This is a genomic window from Flavobacterium panacagri (genome assembly GCF_030378165.1).
In the GTDB taxonomy this organism is placed as follows: Bacteria; Bacteroidota; Bacteroidia; order Flavobacteriales; family Flavobacteriaceae; genus Flavobacterium; species Flavobacterium panacagri.
The window spans coordinates 3,348,467-3,368,719 of the sequence record NZ_CP119766.1 but is presented as its reverse complement, the minus strand read 5'-3'; the positions used below and the strand labels follow the sequence as shown (position 1 = coordinate 3,368,719).

17 protein-coding genes are annotated in these 20,253 nt (G+C 33.8%); 3 read left to right on the top strand and 14 right to left on the bottom strand.

Annotated elements, in window-relative coordinates:
- Positions 1 to 304: 304 nt before the first annotated feature.
- Positions 305 to 1,189 carry a DUF808 domain-containing protein gene (locus tag P2W65_RS14900; protein WP_289658602.1) on the bottom strand — a complete coding sequence of 295 codons (885 nt, stop codon included), beginning with the start codon at positions 1,187 to 1,189 and terminating at the stop codon, positions 305 to 307.
- A gap of 398 nt (positions 1,190 to 1,587) precedes the next feature.
- Positions 1,588 to 4,185 carry an ATP-dependent chaperone ClpB gene (gene clpB, locus P2W65_RS14895; RefSeq protein ID WP_289658600.1) on the bottom strand — a complete coding sequence of 866 codons (2,598 nt, stop codon included), beginning with the start codon at positions 4,183 to 4,185 and terminating at the stop codon, positions 1,588 to 1,590.
- 205 nt (positions 4,186 to 4,390) lie between these two features.
- On the opposite strand from clpB, the gene ytxJ reads away from it, so the two are divergent.
- On the top strand, positions 4,391 to 4,780 hold the full coding sequence (gene ytxJ / locus P2W65_RS14890) for a bacillithiol system redox-active protein YtxJ (protein WP_179003402.1): 390 nt from the start codon (positions 4,391 to 4,393) through the stop codon (positions 4,778 to 4,780).
- Positions 4,781 to 4,861: 81 nt separating this feature from the next.
- Here the strand turns inward: ytxJ and P2W65_RS14885 are convergent, their stop codons facing one another.
- Together P2W65_RS14885 and P2W65_RS14880 are read right to left on the bottom strand one after the other, a co-directional pair.
- Positions 4,862 to 6,028 carry a hypothetical protein gene (locus P2W65_RS14885; RefSeq protein WP_289658597.1) on the bottom strand — a complete coding sequence of 389 codons (1,167 nt, stop codon included), beginning with the start codon at positions 6,026 to 6,028 and terminating at the stop codon, positions 4,862 to 4,864.
- Positions 6,025 to 7,023 carry a DUF2157 domain-containing protein gene (locus P2W65_RS14880; protein ID WP_289658595.1) on the bottom strand — a complete coding sequence of 333 codons (999 nt, stop codon included), beginning with the start codon at positions 7,021 to 7,023 and terminating at the stop codon, positions 6,025 to 6,027. The genes P2W65_RS14885 and P2W65_RS14880 overlap by 4 nt, the downstream gene beginning before the upstream one ends.
- Positions 7,024 to 7,287: 264 nt before the next feature.
- Between P2W65_RS14880 and P2W65_RS14875 the strand changes: the two genes are divergently transcribed.
- A complete protein-coding gene (locus P2W65_RS14875) occupies positions 7,288 to 8,607 on the top strand; it encodes a T9SS type A sorting domain-containing protein (RefSeq protein WP_289658593.1) in 1,320 nt (439 codons plus the stop codon).
- Between the two features lie 86 nt (positions 8,608 to 8,693).
- Here P2W65_RS14875 and argH read toward each other — a convergent pair whose 3' ends face one another.
- The 10 genes from argH to P2W65_RS14825 all read right to left on the bottom strand — a co-directional run bounded on the left by argH (position 8,694) and on the right by P2W65_RS14825 (position 19,785).
- On the bottom strand, positions 8,694 to 9,974 hold the full coding sequence (gene argH, locus P2W65_RS14870; RefSeq protein WP_289658591.1) for an argininosuccinate lyase: 1,281 nt from the start codon (positions 9,972 to 9,974) through the stop codon (positions 8,694 to 8,696).
- Between the two features lie 139 nt (positions 9,975 to 10,113).
- Complete coding sequence (locus tag P2W65_RS14865; RefSeq protein WP_289658589.1) at positions 10,114 to 11,184, bottom strand: M20 family metallo-hydrolase; 1,071 nt, start codon at positions 11,182 to 11,184, stop codon at positions 10,114 to 10,116.
- Between the two features lie 247 nt (positions 11,185 to 11,431).
- Positions 11,432 to 12,205, bottom strand: a complete 774-nt coding sequence (gene argB / locus P2W65_RS14860) for an acetylglutamate kinase (RefSeq protein ID WP_289658587.1) — start codon at positions 12,203 to 12,205, stop codon at positions 11,432 to 11,434.
- A 104-nt stretch (positions 12,206 to 12,309) separates the two neighbouring features.
- Positions 12,310 to 13,263, bottom strand: a complete 954-nt coding sequence (locus tag P2W65_RS14855) for an N-acetylornithine carbamoyltransferase (protein WP_289658585.1) — start codon at positions 13,261 to 13,263, stop codon at positions 12,310 to 12,312.
- Positions 13,264 to 13,353: 90 nt separating this feature from the next.
- Entirely contained in the window at positions 13,354 to 14,115 is a 762-nt protein-coding gene (gene proB, locus P2W65_RS14850) for a glutamate 5-kinase (protein WP_289658583.1), read from the bottom strand.
- A 150-nt stretch (positions 14,116 to 14,265) separates the two neighbouring features.
- Positions 14,266 to 15,459 (bottom strand): glutamate-5-semialdehyde dehydrogenase, encoded by a 1,194-nt coding sequence (locus tag P2W65_RS14845; protein ID WP_289658581.1) that lies wholly within the window; start codon positions 15,457 to 15,459, stop codon positions 14,266 to 14,268.
- A gap of 160 nt (positions 15,460 to 15,619) precedes the next feature.
- On the bottom strand, positions 15,620 to 16,759 hold the full coding sequence (locus P2W65_RS14840) for an aspartate aminotransferase family protein (protein WP_289658579.1): 1,140 nt from the start codon (positions 16,757 to 16,759) through the stop codon (positions 15,620 to 15,622).
- A gap of 159 nt (positions 16,760 to 16,918) precedes the next feature.
- On the bottom strand, positions 16,919 to 17,896 hold the full coding sequence (argC, locus tag P2W65_RS14835; RefSeq protein ID WP_289658577.1) for an N-acetyl-gamma-glutamyl-phosphate reductase: 978 nt from the start codon (positions 17,894 to 17,896) through the stop codon (positions 16,919 to 16,921).
- Positions 17,889 to 19,082, bottom strand: a complete 1,194-nt coding sequence (locus tag P2W65_RS14830) for an argininosuccinate synthase (protein WP_109192893.1) — start codon at positions 19,080 to 19,082, stop codon at positions 17,889 to 17,891. The genes argC and P2W65_RS14830 overlap by 8 nt, the downstream gene beginning before the upstream one ends.
- A gap of 55 nt (positions 19,083 to 19,137) precedes the next feature.
- On the bottom strand, positions 19,138 to 19,785 hold the full coding sequence (locus tag P2W65_RS14825) for a GNAT family N-acetyltransferase (protein ID WP_289658573.1): 648 nt from the start codon (positions 19,783 to 19,785) through the stop codon (positions 19,138 to 19,140).
- Between the two features lie 202 nt (positions 19,786 to 19,987).
- Between P2W65_RS14825 and P2W65_RS14820 the strand changes: the two genes are divergently transcribed.
- Complete coding sequence (locus P2W65_RS14820) at positions 19,988 to 20,155, top strand: hypothetical protein (RefSeq protein WP_167398317.1); 168 nt, start codon at positions 19,988 to 19,990, stop codon at positions 20,153 to 20,155.
- The last annotated feature ends 98 nt before the right edge of the window (positions 20,156 to 20,253 follow it).

Here is a 20,253-nt window from a genome sequence, read left to right as displayed (position 1 = left end):
TGTCCTGGTTGCAATGGTTGCTTAGAAAAAATGTTAAAAAGTTTCAAATAAAGATTAAATAATTAAAAATCAACACCTTATTTGATAAAAAAATATTTAAAAAATACCGTTATTTCTTATGAAAATAAAAAAGCTATAGCCTAGCCCCGATAGAAACGGTATCCTTTTTCCTGCTCCTTTAGCAGGGAAAAGATATAGTGGATAGCGGGACAAAAGGTTCTTTTGAAAACGATTTGATCTGCTCCTAAAAACAAAAAAACACCAGCGTTAACTGATGTTTCTTGAAATATATTTTGATGTTTTATTAAGCTGTTTTCTTTTTAAAAATCTTTTTAAAGAGATTTATAAAAAGTAAAACTATAAATCCTAGAACTAATCCGACTGTAAACTCTTTGATAATAGCAGGGATTTTAATTTCTTCTGACAAATGATGAAAAAATGGAATATAATGAACAAATATTCCTCCAGAAACTAAAAGTAGTGCAATTGTACCAATTACAGTTAAACCTTTTATAACAAATGGAAGCGCTTTTACTAATAAATTTCCAATAAACCTAGAAAGACTCTTTTCACTCTTACTATGTTTTATTAGCTTAAATCCTGCTTCATCCATTCTGACAATAAGTGCCACGATTCCATAAACTCCAATTGTTGCAACAATTGCAATTATTGAAGTTACGATTATCTTCTGTATAAGCGGCTCATCCATTACAGTACCTAATGCGATAATTACAATCTCAACTGACAGAATAAAATCAGTGATAATTGCCGACTTAACTTTTTCTTTTTCGATTACTAGGATTTCTTCTTCTGTAAGAACTTCATCTGTAATCCCTTCAGATTCTTCGTGTTTGTGAGGAAAAATAAATTCATAAATTTTTTCGGCTCCTTCGTATGCTAAAAAAAGTCCCCCTAAAACCAAAATTATTATAATAGCTATTGGAAAAAAAGCACTTAATAAAAAGGCAATTGGAAGAATGATGATTTTATTCAACAGCGACCCTTTACTGATTGCCCACAAAACTGGTAATTCTCTTGAAGATGCAAATCCAGAAGCTTTTTCTGCATTTACTGCTAAATCATCGCCTAGAATTCCAGCTGTTTTCTTTGCAGCAACTTTACTCATTACTGCAACATCATCCATAATTGCAGCGATATCATCTAATAAGGCGAAAAAACCTGAACCCATTTTTTTAAATTTATTTTTAGTGATGCGAATCTAGACATTTTGCCTTAATCTGCCCAATAATCGGGCATCAAAATTTGTGTTTTTTATTCCTATTTTTCTGTATTGCGATTTTTAACTGCATTGTCCTAACAGCACCCATAGAATAATAAAAACAATGATAGTTCCGAAACAACCGCCTCCTAACTTTTTAGCACCGTATCCTGCAAGTAATCCTCTAAAAATATTGTTCATGACTTTGTAATTTTAATTAATAATTTGCTGATTTTTATAGATTTAAAATTGATTATTTTTTAACGAACACTTGTTATAAGAATTGACTAAAAAGTTTCAGAATTCACGGCTAAAAAAAAGCACCAGCCTTTCGACTGATGCTTTTCTTAAGATTAACATGAAAAAAATTATTTAGCTGTTTGGTTTCTAAAGACCAAATTGCCATCGAAAGCATCTAATAAAATAATGCTGTCTGTTATTATGTTTCCTGCCAAAATTTCTTTTGACAATTGATTCAACACTTCTCTTTGTACCACACGTTTCACTGGTCTTGCACCAAAATGCGGATCATAACCTTTGTCTGCCAAATATGCAATCGCTTCTGGAGTTGCGTCCATTGTGATGCCTTGCAACGCAAGCATTTTGGTAACGCTTTTTAACTGCAGACTTACAATTCTTGAGATATTCTCTACTGTAAGCGGTGTAAACATTACGATTTCGTCGATACGGTTGATAAACTCAGGGCGAACTGTTTGTTTTAATAATCCTAAAACTTCGTTTTTAGCGGCTTCTGTTGCTGCTTCAACACCGCCTTTAAGATTCTCAAATTTCTCCTGAATAATATTACTTCCCATATTTGAGGTCATAATAATTATTGTGTTTCTAAAATCAGCCAAACGTCCTTTGTTGTCTGTCAAACGTCCTTCATCTAAAACTTGCAATAAAATATTGAAAGTATCTGGATGCGCTTTTTCGATCTCATCCAACAATACAACAGAATAAGGTTTTCTACGAACGGCCTCAGTCAACTGACCTCCTTCATCGTAACCTACATATCCTGGAGGCGCACCAACTAAACGGCTCACGCTATGACGTTCTTGGTACTCACTCATATCGATACGTGTCATGGCGTTTTCGTCATCAAAAAGGTATTCTGCTAAAGCTTTTGCTAGCTCCGTTTTACCAACTCCGGTTGTTCCTAAGAATAAGAATGAACCAACAGGTTTTTTCATATCCTGCAAACCGGCACGGCTTCTGCGGACAGCATCACTCACAGCTTCTATTGCTTCTTCCTGCCCTACTACACGTTTATGCAGTTCATCTTCTAAATGCAATAGTTTTTCTCTTTCTGTCTGAAGCATTTTCATAACCGGAATTCCTGTCCATTTTGCTACAACTTCAGCAATATCTTCTCTGGTAACTTCTTCTTTTATCAAAGAATTTCCAGATTGAAACTCTAACAATTGTTTTTGCAAAGTTTCTTGACGTTCCTGTGCTTCTTTTATTTTTCCGTAACGAATTTCGGCTACTTTTCCGTAATCGCCATCACGTTCTGCACGTTCTGCTTCGTATTTAAAGTCTTCAATTTCGTGTTTTACAGCCTGAATTCCGTCAACGATATCTTTTTCCTGTTTCCATTTTGCATAGATTTCATTGCGTTCTTCTTTTAGGTTAGCCAATTCCATTCCTAAAATTTTCAGTTTGCTTTCTTCTTTTTCACGTTTAATGGCTTCGATTTCGATTTCCAACTGCATGATTTTACGATCCAAAACATCTAATTCTTCAGGTTTTGAATTGATTTCCATTCGCAGTTTAGAAGCTGCTTCATCCATTAAGTCAATCGCTTTATCTGGCAAGAAACGATTCGTAATATATCTTTGCGAAAGTTCTACCGCAGCGATAATCGCTTCGTCTTTAATTTGAACTTTATGGTGTGTTTCGTATTTCTCTTTGATTCCACGTAAAATCGAAATCGCACTTTCAGTATCTGGCTCATCGATCAATACTTTTTGGAAACGTCTTTCAAGCGCTTTGTCTTTTTCAAAATATTTTTGATATTCATCTAAAGTCGTTGCACCAATCGCTCTTAGCTCTCCACGAGCCAAAGCTGGTTTCAGGATATTAGCCGCGTCCATTGCGCCTTCTCCTCCACCTGCACCAACAAGTGTGTGAATCTCATCAATAAACAAAACGATATCTCCATCTGCAGCTGTAACTTCTTTTACAACCGATTTCAAACGTTCTTCAAATTCTCCTTTGTATTTCGCTCCGGCAATCAAAGCTCCCATATCAAGAGAGAAAACGATTTTATCTTTTAAGTTTTCTGGAACGTCTCCGTCTACAATTCTGTGCGCTAAACCTTCTGCAATGGCAGTTTTACCAACTCCGGGTTCTCCAATTAACATTGGATTATTTTTTGTTCTACGAGTCAGAATCTGCAAGACACGACGAATTTCTTCATCACGGCCAATAACTGGGTCTAATTTTCCTGTACGTGCTAATTCGTTTAAATTCTTAGCATATTTATTTAAAGAATTATAAGTTTCCTCAGCAGAAGCCGATGTTACTCTTTCTCCTTTACGTAATTCTTCAATTGCCGCTTTCAGACCTTTTCCAGTTACTCCCTGGTCTTTTAAAATTTGAGAAACTTTACTTTTTGAGTCGAAAATAGCCAAAATCAAATGCTCGATCGAAACATATTCGTCGTTCATTTTTTGAGCAATAATTTCCGCTTCGTTCAAAGCTTTGTTTGCATCTCGAGAAAGCATTACATCTCCTCCAGAAACTTTTGGAAAACTCTGAATTGTACTGTCTAAAATTTGTAAAAACAAAGGCACATTTACATTTAGTTTTTTCAGAATAAATGGCGCTACGTTTTCATCCACTTCAAAAATAGCTTTGAAAATGTGTTCATTTTCAATTTGCTGCTGGCCATTTCGTTGTGCTAATTGTTGCGACAACTGAATGGCTTCCTGCGATTTAATAGTAAATTTATTGATATTCATATTTTTTTGATTTGATTGATTTTATTTGTTTAATATTCTATAAGATTAAAGTTACGATTTATTGAAGTACATTTTTAACTCAAATAATCTAACTTTGTATTCGAATAGACAAATTATATTCCACAACAAAAAAACAGACAAAACGGCATTAAAAAACTGATTTTTATCATTTTTAAATGCCAAAAAGTCACAAAACAAGCCAAATATGAGTTTTTTTAATTCAATCTTCGGAAGTTCAGAGAACTCAGAAGCTCCAAAAAGTAAAGTAAACTGGACAGAATTAACAGATATTCTTCAATTGCAGGAAATTGAAGCGATCTCTAATGAAAAACCTGTTGTAATTTTTAAGCACAGTACAAGATGCAGCATCAGCCGAATGGCCTTAAAACAATTTGAAAGAGAATTTGATCTTGAAGATGTCGTTGACGCGTATTTCCTTGATTTAATTGCACATCGTGATATTTCAAACGAAATTGCGAGTCGATTTGGTGTTTACCATGAATCTCCTCAATTGATTTTAATCAAAAATGGAAAAGCTGTTTACGATGTTTCGCACAGCGATATCGATGCAGAGGCACTGAAAAGCAAAGTATAGTTTTTTTCGCCACGAATTCTCGAATTATTTTTGATAATCTTTGAAGATATGAATTCGTGAATTCGTGGCGAAAAAACCAATTTAAAAACTCTCTCCAGACCCGCCTCCGCTAAAACCTCCTCCTCCAAATTCCATTGGAGAATCTTGTGGTTTTACTTCTGGTTTCATTCCAAAAGTTGAAGCTACTACTAAAGCCTCAGCATTTAGAATTGCATCTGAATGATTGATTCTATCTGGTTTAAACGTTAAACCACTTTCTTTTTCTTTTAATTTTCGAATTGAGAAATACGCTATTGCAAATAAAACAAGTCCGCCCAAAGTTAGTGCTACTTCTACTGGCAAGACTGCGTAATAAAATCTAACAGTATAGATTGAAAATCCAATTGCCAAAAAACTAATCCAAAGCATAATTCTATCTTTTGTTCTTAAAGCTTGAACGAAATAAATAATCGGAACTATAAAAGTAAAAGCGTAAAAGAAAAAAGCGAATGGAATATCTGTCCCAGGTTTTACTTCAGTCCCTAAAAGCTCTTCTGAAAGTTCTCTTACAACTAAATAATTACAAGAAAGATAAAACAAAATCAAGCAAAAGCTGTTTGCTAATAAAAGTCCATTATGATAGTAACTTTCATTGAGTTTGCTAATTAATTTCTTTGTTACAAAATAAAAAATAACGGCAAAAATCATAGCTGCAAAAGGAAGAATAGCTCTTCCTACATCTCCAAATTCAAACATTTGAAAAAACAAAAATTCAGTGACTGATAAACAAAAAACTAGCATTGAAAGTAAATGCAGGTATCTGATAAACATAAAAATAGAAGCTGCAGCCATAAATAAAGCTATAACAGACTCATATCCATCCGTAGTAATTCCGATAGCAAATCCTATGTTTAAAATAGCTCCTAAGATAAAAGCATCATCTAAACCGTGATTATGAAAGTTTTGTTTCGCCAATAATTCGGAGCCAACAAAACCAACAGCTGCAAAAATATAACAGCAGATTTGAAAATAAGCATTCTCTGCATTCATTCCAACAATAGAAATGGCACCGCAAATTGAACCGTACAACATACTTCCCAACAAAAAGAATCCGATTCTAACTAGAATATTATCCTGACTTCTAAAGACTGGCAGCTCCTTTTTTATAAATTTCTTCTGTTCTTTACTTATAAAACCTCCTTTAAATAAAGTATCAGCTTCATCCACTAAGATTTGATTATCTAGTATTTTTTTGTCGTACACTATCATTCTGCTATTTCTTTATGAAAGTTTTTAATTAATTTGATAAACATAACAATTGACCCTATAAAATATGCAGGCAGTAAGAAAATAAACAACTCCCAAATATCAGAGAAATCAACATTTTCAAAAAGTCTAACCAAAAGTATATTTGCTCCAATGTAGCCGTATACAATCATAAAAACATATATAGACATTGCTCTCAATTTGTAGCTAATCTTATAGAAATAAAAAGTAGATCCTGCTAGAACAACAGCAAAAATCAACCACATTAAATTATAATGATTTAATAAATTGCTAATCGATGCAATACTGATAATATGCAGGGCAAAAGTCAAAAAGATTAAACTGAAATGTGTTTTTAATGCAATTCGATTACTATAGATTGTCCACAAAATTAATAAAATGCCAAGCATAACAGCGGAATAGCTCAAACTCTCACTGGCATAAAAATCATTATTATTTAATAAATCTTGAGGCGTAACAGAAAGTCCTATGTAAGCCGCCAAACCAGTAACCGCAATCGTAAGAACACTTCGATTGTCAAAATAATAAGCGCAAAAGAAACTTACAATAGTTGGGACTAATGTCGCCAATCCGTAATGTTCTCCAAAAGGTTTGTATTGAAACTGTAGATAACCAATAAAGATACAGGTTAAGATGTTAGCCAATAAAACTAAATATTCCAAAACAGGGTGCTCAAACTGTGTTTCTGTTTTCTCAAAGCCTTTTGAATTTTTGAAGCAATAAAAAAGACAAACTGCAATTACAATTAAAAGAAGTGATAGAATAGCAATGTGTCCAATTGAGTCTATATTTTCATAAATCAGTATTCCAATTCCTGAAGTAAACAATAAGACCGATAAATAAAGGAAAAGTTTTAATTCTGCATTTAACGAAAATATATTTAAATTTCGATATGCTTTAATTTCCTCAAACTGATTTTCTGTAATCAAACCTTTTTCAAATAGATCTGCGGTCGATTGCTCATTAAATTTTTTCATTCGATTACTTTAAATTGATATCCAAATATATGGATTTAGTATGAATTTTCTCTTTTAATCAATTGGCTTACTATTTTACACCACTTTTACCCTCGATTCATTTCGGAAAAACAATCTCTTTTAAATGTAAAACAAACACTTAATATTCTTGTAATCAAAACTTTAAAATATAAAAAAAATGCTAAATTAATTTGAAATTAATCTGAATCCTCTACATTTGTGCAATCGATTACATTAACTATTAAACCACACAAAAAACCACAAATGAAAACAAAACTTATTTTATTGGCATTACTTATTCCGTGCTCTTTTCTTTTTGCTCAAAATTATTTTATGAGCAATCCTGAAGGATTTGGAGCTGCTACAACTGGCGGTGGAAGTGCTGCCCCTGTTACTACTGTTACAACTTTAGCCGACTTAACGGCAAAACTTAAACTTACCACTCCACAGATTATTTTAGTTTCTGGGACTATAGCTTGTACTTACACGAGTCTGCAGATAAATGACAAAACCATTATCGGACTGCCTGGTGCCCGCTTAGTCAATTTGGATCAAACTGCTGCTGGTTCTGGAATATTAAATTTAAAACCTGGGTCAAATAATATTATCATTAGAAATTTAATTTTTGAAGGCCCTGGAGCGTATGATGTTGACGGACGCGATAACTTAACTTCCGAAGCCACCAATATTTGGGTCGATCATTGCGAATTTCAAGACGGAATGGACGGAAATTTTGACAACAAAGGCGCCGCAGATAATGTGACTGTTTCTTGGTGCAAGTTTACCTATTTAAAAACTCCAAAAGCTGGAGGATCTGGCGGTGCAGATGATCATAGATTCTCAGATTTAGTTGGTTCTTCAAAATCGGACGCTCCAGCGGACGGGCATTACAGCATAACTTTTAAAAATTGTTATTGGGCAGAAGGCTGTAAAGAAAGAATGCCGAGAGCAAGAAATGCTGAACTTCATATTCTAAACTGTTATTATAACACATCGGTTTCAGGTTCACTGGCAATTGGTTTAGGAGGCGGTAATAATAATGCAACTTGTTATGTTGAAGGAACTGATTTTGCTAAAATTGGAACTGCGTTTAAAAATTATGTAAGCACAGACGGCGGTACAATTGGCATTGCTTTTACAGATTGTTTGAATGCACCTGCAAACTCAGGAACAACTGTAAGCAAGCCATCTTATACGTATACTGTATTACCAACAGCTAACGTTGCTGGTTTTATATCTAATCCGACTTGCGGTGCTGGAGCAACATTACAAGTTACTGCTCAAGGTGTTGCATCTACAAGCTGTAATAATTTAGGTTTAAACGAAAACACAAACAATCTCGAACTTAAATATTATCCATCCCTTATAAATCGTCTTTTGAATATTGATTTTTCAAGTTCTGATAATGGATTAGCCCAAGTTAATTTATATTCCTCTAACGGCTCAAAAGTATATTCGCATTCTAAAAATGTTTCTGCTGATGAAAAATTAGAACTCAATGTTGGAAATCTTGCCAAAGGCATTTACATCTGTAAAGTCCAAATAGAAAACAGAAGCAAAACGTTTAAATTAGTAAAAAACTAATAATTCTATAAATGAAAAAAAAGGTCATTGAAACACATCGATGACCTTTTTACATTTTTACACCTTAATTTTCACATTTCACAATGTTAAAAAGCTGCTTTCATTTTATCTTTTATAGCATCTAGACAAAGATTATTAATACTTCCTTCGTGCGTATGTTTTGTCTCTTTTGGAGATTTGTACGTTCCTGCTTCTAATTGTTCAGCAACAGCTTTATAAGCATCTCTAAAAGGCATTCCGGCAACCACCATTTCATTTAAAGTATCTACAGTAAACAAATAATCGTACTTTTTATCTTCTAAAATATGATCTTTAACCGTAATATCTTTAATTGAAAATATAGCAATATCCAAACAAGCCTTTAGATTTTGAATCGCTGGAAATAAACCTTCTTTTAAAAGCTGTAAATCTCTATGATAACCGCTTGGAAGATTATTGGTAATTAAAGTGATTTCGTATGGAAGTGCCTGAATCTTATTACATTTTCCTCTGATTAATTCGAAAACGTCTGGATTCTTTTTATGAGGCATAATGCTTGAACCTGTTGTAAGATGTGCCGGCAAACCGATAAAATCAAAGTTCTGGCTCATATACAAACATACGTCCATCGCAAATTTTGATAATGTTCCTGCAACGCTTGTCATAGCAAAAGCAACTGTTTTTTCTGCTTTTCCGCGACTCATTTGTGCGGCAACGGCATTATATTTTAAAGTTTCAAAACCTAATTCCTGAGTTGTAAATGTTCTGTTGATTGGAAATGAACTTCCGTAACCCGCAGCAGAACCTAACGGATTCTGGTCTACAATTTTTGAAGCAGCGTTCAACATCGTTACATCATCAATCAAACTTTCGGCGTAAGCAGAGAACCACATTCCGAATGACGATGGCATTGCGATTTGTAAGTGCGTATAACCTGGCAATAAAACGTTTTGGTGTTTCTCTGCCGATTCCATCAACAACTCAAACAATGTTTTTACTTGTTCTTTTATCGCTTTTAATTCGTCTTTTAAATACAAATGAACATCTACTAAAACCTGATCGTTACGAGAACGTGCCGTGTGGATTTTCTTTCCTGCATCGCCTAGTTTTACGGTTAGAAGATATTCGATTTTAGAATGTACATCTTCGAAACTGTCTTCGATTTCGAAATTCCCCACTACGATATCAGCAATGATTTCGTTTAAAGCATCAACTAAAGAAGTCGTTTCTTCCTGAGTCAATAAACCAATTTGCCCAAGCATTTTGGCGTGTGCGATTGAACCTAAAGCATCATATTTTGCCAAAACTAAATCCAATTCTCTGTCGTTTCCGACTGTGAATTGTTCAATTTGTTTATCTGTTGGTATTCCTTTTTCCCAAAGTTTCATAGGTGCTATTTTTTTTCGCCACGAATTCACGAATTATTTTTTCAAATCTTTGCGATTATTTTTTTCGAATTAATTCGAATTAATATCTGATTTAGATAGTAAAAAAATAATTCGTGAATTCGTGGCGGTTTTTCTTTTCTTATAATTTAAAGAAATCGGTTAGTATTTTGATATACAGGTCGACTCCTTCTACAATTTCATTTACAAAAATAAATTCGTCTGCCGAATGCGAACGCAACGTTTCTCCTGGCCCCAATTTCAAAGACTGACAGCTTAAAACGGATTGATCTGAAAGTGTTGGCGAACCATACGTTGTTCTTCCTAATGCAATTCCAGCCTGAACTAAACCGTGCGAAACCGGAATAGACGAAGCATTTAAATGCATTGATCTTGGCGTTACTTCGGCGTTTACATTTGCTTTAACCACTTCTAAAATTTCAGCATTTGTATAACGATCTGTTACACGAATGTCAACCACTAAATCACATTCTGAAGGCACAACATTATGCTGTTTCCCTGCATTAATCTGTGTTACGGTCATTTTTACGGGACCTAAAACATCTGAGATTTTGTCGAATTTATAGTTTTTAAACCATTCCATTACCGGAATTGATTTGTATAATGCATTATCATCATTTTGATGTGCGGCGTGGCTTGCGGTTCCTTTTACTTTTACGTCAAGAACTAATAAACCTTTTTCGGCAACTGCTAATTGCATTAAAGTTGGTTCACCAACAATGGCGCAATCTAATTCTGGCAAATGTTTTAAAACGCTGTTTAAACCATTTTTTCCACTGCTTTCTTCTTCGGCGGAAGCTACAATTACGATATTATGGGATAGGTTTTGATTTTCGTAAAAGTGAACAAAGGTTGCTAATAATGAAACTAAACAACCGCCTGCGTCATTACTTCCTAAACCGAATAATTTGCCGTCTTTTTCGATTGCTTTAAAAGGATCGTTGGTGTACGCCTGATTTGGTCGTACAGTATCGTGATGTGAATTTAGTAAAAGTGTTGGTTTGTTTTCGTCGAAATATTTGTTGAAAGCCCACACATTGTTGTTTTCTCTCTTGAAAGGAATTTCATTCTGATTGAACCAATTTTCGATTAAAAGAGCCGTCTGATCTTCTTCACTTGAAAATGAAGGCGTTTCGATTAAGCTTCTTAATAAACTAATTGCTTCCTGGGTAAGCGTATCTATATTTTTCATTTTAATAAGGTTCAAAGGCTCAAAGGAACAAAGCAGCAAAGTTTTTGAGCTTTCCTCTGACCATTTTTACTTGCGCAAATTTATTTAAAATACCTTGTGCGCTCTATTTTTTTGCCACTAATTACAAGGATTTTCAAACATTATTTTTTTATCACAGATTTAAAATCAAAATGAACTTTTTAATGTTTATCTAAAATTATTTTCTCTTTTAACAGCTAAAATTAATGTCAATTCGTGGCAACATTTTTTATAATGTAATCGTTGTATGCGGAATATCTGAATTCTGGAGCATTTTGTGATGTCCAATTTTGATTTTCTGCACACCTCTTGATAAACTATTGAAACAGTTATCCAGTTTTGGAATCATTCCGGAATGGATTACTTTTTCTTCTTTTAGTTTGTTGTATAATGGTTCGTTGATTTCTCTTATTACAGATGAATCATCTTCTGAATCTTGCAAGACGCCTTGTTTTTCAAAACAATATGTCAGCGTTACATCAAAAACTTCTGATAAAGCAATCGACAATTCACTTGCAATTGTATCAGCATTGGTGTTTAACAATTGTCCCTTTTTATCGTGTGTGATAGCACAAAAAACGGGAACAACTCCAGCTTCTAATAAAGCTGCCAGTAATTTGGTGTTGACTTGTTTTACATCGCCTACAAATCCGTAATCAATTGTTGGGTGATTTCTTTTTGTGGACTGAATTAAATTTCCGTCAGCTCCAGAAAAACCAATCGCGTTATTATCTTTTGCCTGCAATTGTGCTACAATATGTTTGTTGATTTGCCCTGCGTAAATCATCACGACAACATCAAGCATTGGAGCATCTGTAATTCGGCGTCCATCAATCATCTGCGGAACTAAACCTATACTCTGCGCCATTTTTGTAGCCGATTTTCCACCGCCGTGAACTAAAACTTTATAGCCTTCAATTTTAGAAAAATCGGTTAAAAATTGTTCTAATTCTGCCGGATTGTCTATGATGTTTCCACCTATTTTTATTACTGATACTTGCATAAGATTCTAAGGTTCTAAGGTTCTGAGATTCTAAGATACTACGTTTTTTCTGCGCAAAGTTTCTCAGCATCTTAGTAGCTTAGAATCTTAGCAACTTTAAAAATTTATATTTTTTTAAGAATCTTTTGTAAAACTAATTGTGCCGAATATGTTCTATTATTCGCTTGTTCTATTACGATTGAATTTTCTCCATCCAAAACTTCATCACTTACAATTACATTTCTACGAACTGGAAGACAGTGCATGAATTTACCGTTGTTCGTTAAAGCCATTTTTTCAGCTGTTACTGTCCAATTTGGATCACTGTTGGTTACTTTTCCGTAATCGTTGAAATTACTCCAGTTTTTTACGTAAACGAAATCTGCATTTTCAAACGCTTTGTTTTGATCGTATTCGATTTTACAGTCTTTTGTAATTTCTGGGCTTAGTTCATATCCTTCTGGATGTGTGATTACAAAATCCATGTCTTTCTGCATCTGCATCATTTCTACGAAAGAATTTGCAACTGCCTGAGGCAAAGCTTTTGGATGCGGTGCCCACGAAAGAACCACTTTTTGTTTGTCTTTGTGTCTAGGTTTAAATTCTTCCATTGTAATCGCATCTGCTAATGATTGCAACGGATGACGAATAGCACTTTCCATGTTCACAATTGGCACTGTTGCATATTTCAAAAATCCTGAAATGACAGTTTCCTGATAATCTTTTTCTTTATCAACCAAACCTGCAAAAGCACGGATTGCGATAATATCACAGTATTGTGAAACTACTTCTGCTGCTTCTTTGATATGTTCAGAAGCGCCAGAATTCATCACTGCTCCATCTTCGAATTCTAATGTCCATCCTTCGTTGGTAAAATTCATTACCATAACGTTCATTCCTAAATTTAAAGCCGCTTTTTGAGTACTCAAACGCGTTCTTAAACTTGGATTGAAGAATAACATTCCAAGAGTTTTATTCTTTCCTAAACTTTGATTTTTAAGCGGATTCTTTTTGATTTTTATCGCTTGTTTTACCCATTTTGATAATGAGTTGATGTCTTTTATTGAGATATAGTTCATTGTTTTTTGCTTTTTTTGAGTTTGTTTATTCGCCACGAATTCACAAATTATTTTTAATAATCTTTGAGATATAAATTCGTAAATTCGTGGTTATATGATTTTTGTAAATGAAATTTCGTCTTTTAAAGCCTTTAGAATAAAATTATCATTTAATCCATTAACAATCCAAGTTTCGATGTTAGCTGCTTTTGAAATTGCTGCTGCTTCTATTTTAGATTGCATTCCTCCTGTTCCGTGCGATGATTTTGATTCGCCGATTTCCTTTTCAAGTGACTTCAAATCATTTACCAATTTTATGGTTTCTGGATTTTCATCATGAATTGAATCTTTTGTGTAAATCCCGTTTGTATTGGTGGCAATGATCAAAATATCAACATTTAAAAGAACCGCCGTTAAAGCCGCTAATTTATCATTATCTCCAAACCGAATCTCATCTGTGGCAACAGTATCATTTTCATTGATAATCGGAATGTAATTGTTTTTAACCAATACATTAATGGTATTTACTATGTTCTTTTTGGTCTGCTCTTTTTCGAAATCAGAATAAGAAAGTAAACACTGCGAAGTATTCAATCCTAAATCCTTAAAATTTTCATTGTAAATCCGCATTAAATGTGGTTGTCCAATTGAAGCTAAAGCCTGTTTTACAAAAACATCTTTATCTTGATTATCCAGTTTTACAAATTGTTTTGCTGCCGCAATTGCTCCTGAACTCACTATGATAAACTCATATTCGTCGTTTAAAGCGGCAATCTGTATTCCGAGGTCTTCAATCTTTCCCCGCGAAATATGATTGGTTTCTTTGGTTAAAGTATTACTTCCTATTTTTAATAAAATCCGTTTCTTACCCATTTTTGTTGTTTTACTGCGATTTTTTTTAACCGCAAAGTGCGCAAGGTTTTTTGATATACTTTATGCTTACAAACGCCAAGTTCGCAAAGCTTTATCTATAAATAAATTCCAAATTCCAATAATCTAAAATCTGAACTCTAAAGTCTACAATTATCTTATTTGTCCTTCTCCGTAAACGTACCATTTATTAGTTACTAAATGCTGTAAACCAATTGGGCCTCTTTGGTGGAGTTTATCCGTGCTTATGGCTAATTCTCCGCCTAAACCAAATTGTCCACCGTCTGTGAATCTGGTTGATGCATTTTGGTAAACTGCTGCTGCATCTATCGATTCCATAAACTGCTGTGCGACTTCATTATCTTTGGTAATAATTGCTGCTGAATGTCCTCCGCAGTATTTATTAATCATATCAATGGCATGCTCTTGAGAATCGATTGTTCCGATTACAATTTTATAATCTAGAAATTCTTCGTACCAAATATCTTCGTTTTGTAACGTTTTGGTATTTTCAAAATTTGCTAAAGATTGATCTACAATAACTTCAACTTTTGCTTCAATTAAGGCTTCAATTAACATTGCTGTGAAACCTTCAAAATTTGGAAGTTTTGAATCAATTAAAACTTTATCTAAAGCATTACAAGCTGAAATTTTAGCAGTCTTAGCATTTAAAATTACTTTTAAAGCCAAATCAGTATCTGCTTTTTCATGAACGTAAACGAAATTATTTCCGCGTCCGCTTACGATTACGGGACAAGTCGCATGCGCTTTAACAAATTCAATTAGTTTTTCTCCGCCTCTTGGAACTATTAAATCGACTTTTTGAGTTGGTTTTTCTAGAAAAGCCTGAGTTTCTGTTCTGTTGTAATTCAGATATTCAACCCAGTCTTTTGAAACTCCGTTTTCTTCTAAAGCTTTGTGCCAAAAACTTACGATTTTTAAATTTGATTTTAAAGACTCTTTTCCGCCTTTTAATAAAATCTTATTTCCTGATTTAAAAGCGATTCCGCCCGCTTCGATTGTAACATCTGGGCGGGATTCGTAAATAATTAAAATCGTTCCGAAAGCAGCCGTTTTATTTATAACTTTTATTCCATTATCATGAGTAAAATGAAAACGCTCAACGCCAACGGGATCTTCCTGTGAAGCTAATTGGTTTAATGATAAAATCATTTCGTCGACTTTTTTATCATCTACTTTTAAGCGTTCTTCCATCGCTAAATCAGAGCCGTCGTAATCGGCAAGATCTTCCTGATTGGTCAGGATTATCTCATTCCGCTCCTGCTCGACCAGCTTTGCCATAGTCCGCAAAACCGCGTTGCGTGTTTCAATTGATAATGGTTTCATAATTTCAAGTGGGTTGGTTGTTTTTTGGTTGTTTCTTTTTTATCGAAACTTTATTCATCCTAACAGGTTTTAAAAACCTGTTAGGTTTGATCCTTGAATATTTCCAAGTTTATTTTTACATACCTAACAGGTTTTGGAAACCTGTTAGGATATCGTGTGTTTAGTTTTTTAATTCTTCCAAACTTTCTTTTAAAGCTTTTACGAACGTATCGATATCTGCTTTTTTTACAGTTAATGGCGGTAAAATTCTTAATAGATTTTTATTGTTGGCGCTTCCTGTAAAAATGTGTTTTTCGATGATTAATTTCTTTCTTAAAGCTGCTACGTCAAAATCAAACTCCACTCCAAGCATTAATCCTTTTCCTTTTACTTGTTTTATTCCGTCAACTTCTTTGATTTTTTCTAAGAAATATTCATAAACTTCATTTACATTCTTTTGTAAATCCAGTTTTTCAATTACATCCAAAACGGCAATTCCTGCGGCACAAGACAAATGGCTTCCGCCGAAAGTAGTTCCTAACAATCCGAAACTTGCTTCGAATTTTGGAGAAATTAAAATGGCTCCGACTGGAAATCCATTCCCCATTCCTTTTGCAACTGAAATGATATCAGCATTGATTCCATGGTGTTGGAAAGCGAAGAATTTCCCGCTTCTTCCGTATCCAGATTGCACTTCATCTAAAATCAAAACAACATCGTACTTTTTACATGCTTTTTCTAAAGCCTGAAAAAATTCAGTTGTTCCTTGGTCTAAACCTCCAACTCCTTGAATTCCTTCGATAATTACTGCTGTAACATCGCCTTTAGCCAATTCAGCTTCAACTAATTCAATTTGGTTTAAAGGTAAAAAAGTTACTTCCTGCTGCGCGTTTAATGGCGCAACGATTTTTTTATTATCTGTAACGGCAACTGCTGCAGAAGTTCTTCCGTGGAAAGAATTATCAAAAGCGATAACTCTTGATTTTCCGTTGTGGAAAGAAGCTAATTTTAAAGCATTTTCATTGGCTTCAGCTCCAGAACTGCATAAAAATAATTCATAATCTTCAAGACCAGAAAGTTTTCCTAATTTCTGAGCCAATTCCACCTGTAAAGGATTCTGAATGGCATTAGAATAAAATCCTAAATGGTCTATTTGATTCTTCAATTTTGCTACATAATCCGGCTGTGTGTGGCCAATAGAAATCACACCATGTCCGCTGTATAAATCTAAATATTCTACTCCTTTGTCATCAATAATTGTACAATCTACTGCTTTTACTGGAGTTATGTCGTATAATGGGTAAACGTTGAATAAGTTCATTTGTATTTTGTTTATTTTGTTTCAGGTTTCATGTTTCAAGTTACTCACTGAAGGTGAAAACTAAAACTTCAAACCTTAAAACTAGTTATGTTTCTTCGTATCTATTTCGAGTCACGCACAGAACGTGAAACCTGAAACTTGAAACTTGAAACTAAAAAATTAAAATCCGCTTGGTTTCAAATGTAAACCTGTGGTTTCTTCTAATCCGAACATTAAATTCATGTTTTGAATGGCTTGTCCTGAAGCACCTTTGGTTAAGTTATCGATAATTGACGTTATGAGAACCCGGTTTCCTTTTTTCAATAAACTAATGATACATTTATTCGTTTGCACCACTTGTTTCATGTTGATGTTGGTTGTAGTAACGGTTACGAAAGGCTCATTTTTATAAAACTCTTCGTATTTTGCTACTAATTGCTCTAAACTATCATCGCAAACTGTATATAAAGTTGCGAAAATTCCTCTTGGGAAATCTCCTCTGTTCGGAATAAAAAGCAATTCGCTGTCAAAATCGTCTTGCAACTGAACTAAACTTTCTCCGATTTCTCCCAAATGTTGGTGCTCAAAAGCTTTATAATGTGACATATTGTTGTTTCTCCAACTGAAATGAGAAGTTTCTGAAAGACTTACTCCTGCTCCTGTACTTCCAGTTGTTGCATTAATATGAACATCATTATTCAGCAAATTATGTTTTGCTAAAGGCAATAATGCCAATTGAATAGCAGTTGCAAAACAGCCTGGATTTGCAATATAATTTGTCTTTTTGATCTCGGCTTTATTAATTTCAGGCAATCCGTAAACAAAATCTTTTCCTTCGAAATGAGCATCTTTATTCAATCTGAAATCATTTCCTAAATCGATGATTTTGGTATGACTTGCAAACTGGTTTTCTTTCAAAAATGAAATTGATTTTCCATGCCCTAGGCACAAGAAAACAACATTTACATTTGGATTGATTTCATCTGTAAAATTCATTTCGATATCGCCCATCAAATCTTGGTGTGCTACAGAAAGTGGCTTTCCAGCATTAGTTGTACTGTAAACAAAATCGATGTTTACTTTTGGATGATACATTAAAATTCTGATGAGTTCTCCGGCTGTGTAGCCCGAGCCACCAATAATTCCGACATTAATCATGGTCTAATTTGTTTACAGATGAGAATATGTTTTGTGCATTTCCTAAAATCTTGATAAATCCTTTTGCATCGTCTGATGTCCAAGCATTGTTCATTTCTCCGTATTGACCGAAACCTGTGTTCATTAAATCATTTTCAGATTCGATTCCGTCAAGTGAGAAATGGTATGGTTTTAATGAAACTGTTACGGTTCCATTTACTGTTTTTTGTGTGTCTTGCAAGAAAGTTTCGATATTTCTCATTACTGGATCTAAGAACTGACCTTCGTGGAATAACATTCCGTACCAGTTTCCTAATTGCTCTTTCCAGTATTGTTGCCATTTTCCAAGAGTATGTTTCTCTAATAAATGGTGTGCTTTGATAATAATTAACGGAGCAGCAGCTTCAAAACCAACTCTTCCTTTAATTCCGATAATCGTATCACCTACGTGAATATCTCTACCAATTGCATAAGCACTTGCCAATTTTTCAAGAGCGACAATATTATTTGATGGTTTATCAGTTTTTCCGTTTAAACCAACTAATTCTCCTTGTTCAAAATGAAGCGTTACTTTCTCTTCTCCTTCTTTTTGTAATTGTGATGGATACGCTTCACTTGGCAACGGTTGTCCTGAAGTTAAAGTTTCTTTTCCTCCAACACTGGTTCCCCAAAGTCCTTTATTGATAGAATATTGTGCTTTTTCCCAAGAATAGTGAACTCCGTTTTGAGCTAAATAATCAACTTCTTCTTGTCTTGACAATTTTAAATCTCTAATTGGCGTAATAATTTCAATTTCTGGAGCAATAGTTTGGAAAATCAAATCGAAACGAATTTGGTCATTTCCTGCACCAGTACTTCCGTGAGCGATTGCAGTTGCTCCTACTTTTTTCGCATATTTTATAGCTTCAATTGCTTGAAAAACACGTTCAGCACTTACTGATAATGGATAAGTATTGTTTTTTAATACGTTTCCGAAAATCAAGTATTTTATAGCTTTATCGTAATATTTATCTAAAATTGTTAAGTTGGCGTGTTGCGCACTTCCTAACTCATACGCTCTTTTTTCAATAGCTGTTAATTCTTCAGCAGAAAATCCTCCTGTATCTACAAGAACAGTATGAACTTCGTATCCTTTTTCATTTTTTAAATATTTCAAACAATACGAGGTATCTAATCCTCCGCTATAAGCTAATACTACTTTTTTCATTTTTTATAATTTAGGCTAATACTTTCGTATGTAGCAGTTTGAGATTTCTTTTTGATTAAATTTTGAATAAAAAAATAAATGACAATAATTTGTTTAAGAACAAAGCCTGTTTGATTTTTTTAAGCCTGCTTAAAACAGCCTCATTAAAAGGATGTCTCGGCGGTGTTTTTTGTTTTTCTTTTGGATCATATAACATTCCTGTACAAAGACACATTTTGTTTTCTTTGCTCTGTAAAATTGGGAAGTTAGTACAGGTTTTACATCCGGCCCAGAAACTTGGATCGGTTGTTAATTCTGAGAATGGAACTGGTTTATAACCTAATTCAGAGTTAATCTTCATTACAGCCAAACCGGTTGTAATTCCAAATATTTTAGCATCTGGATATCTCTTCAAAGAATAATCAAAAACTTTCGATTTTATCTTTTTTGCCAATCCTAAACTTCTATAGTCAGGATGTACAATTAATCCCGAATGCGCCACGAATTTTCCATGTTCCCAGCTTTCGATATAACAAAAACCTGCAAATTTTCCATCAGCCAGAGCAATCATCGCATCACCATTCGACATTTTTTTCTGAATATACTCAGGAGTTCTTTTAGCAATCCCCGTACCTCTCAACAAGGCAGATGATTCTATCGTATCGCAGATTTCTTGTGCGAATTTGAAGTGTTCTTCCTGGGTAACAACAATAGAGATCTTCATTTCAATAATTGAAGTTTAGTGTTAAAAATAAAAGCATATTGTTTCGTTTGAAATCCAGAATTGAATCCAATAAAATTAAGCAAAATAGAAGTAACATTCTCAAAATCAAAAACTTGATCAAGAAAATTTACAAAATAATAAATACTTTTAGGATATGTTTGTCCAATGGACAAATTATGTGATTTCAAAATGAAAAATGGATATGAATAAATATACGGCTATAAAACTCAGTGAACACTATAGAGCTAGTGTCCGTACTTCGGGAGAAGTAATCGGTGAGTTTGTCCGTGACAAAGAAGTTATATGTAAACTTATTTTATTCATCGGTGCAAAAGTACATCTTTTTTTTATTTACAAAACAAAAAATTAAAATTCTAACATTTTTTTTGCGTTTTGTTAATACATATAAAAAAACAAAACCCGATAATTAGTACTAATTATCGGGTTTTAAAACATTTAAGCTTTTTC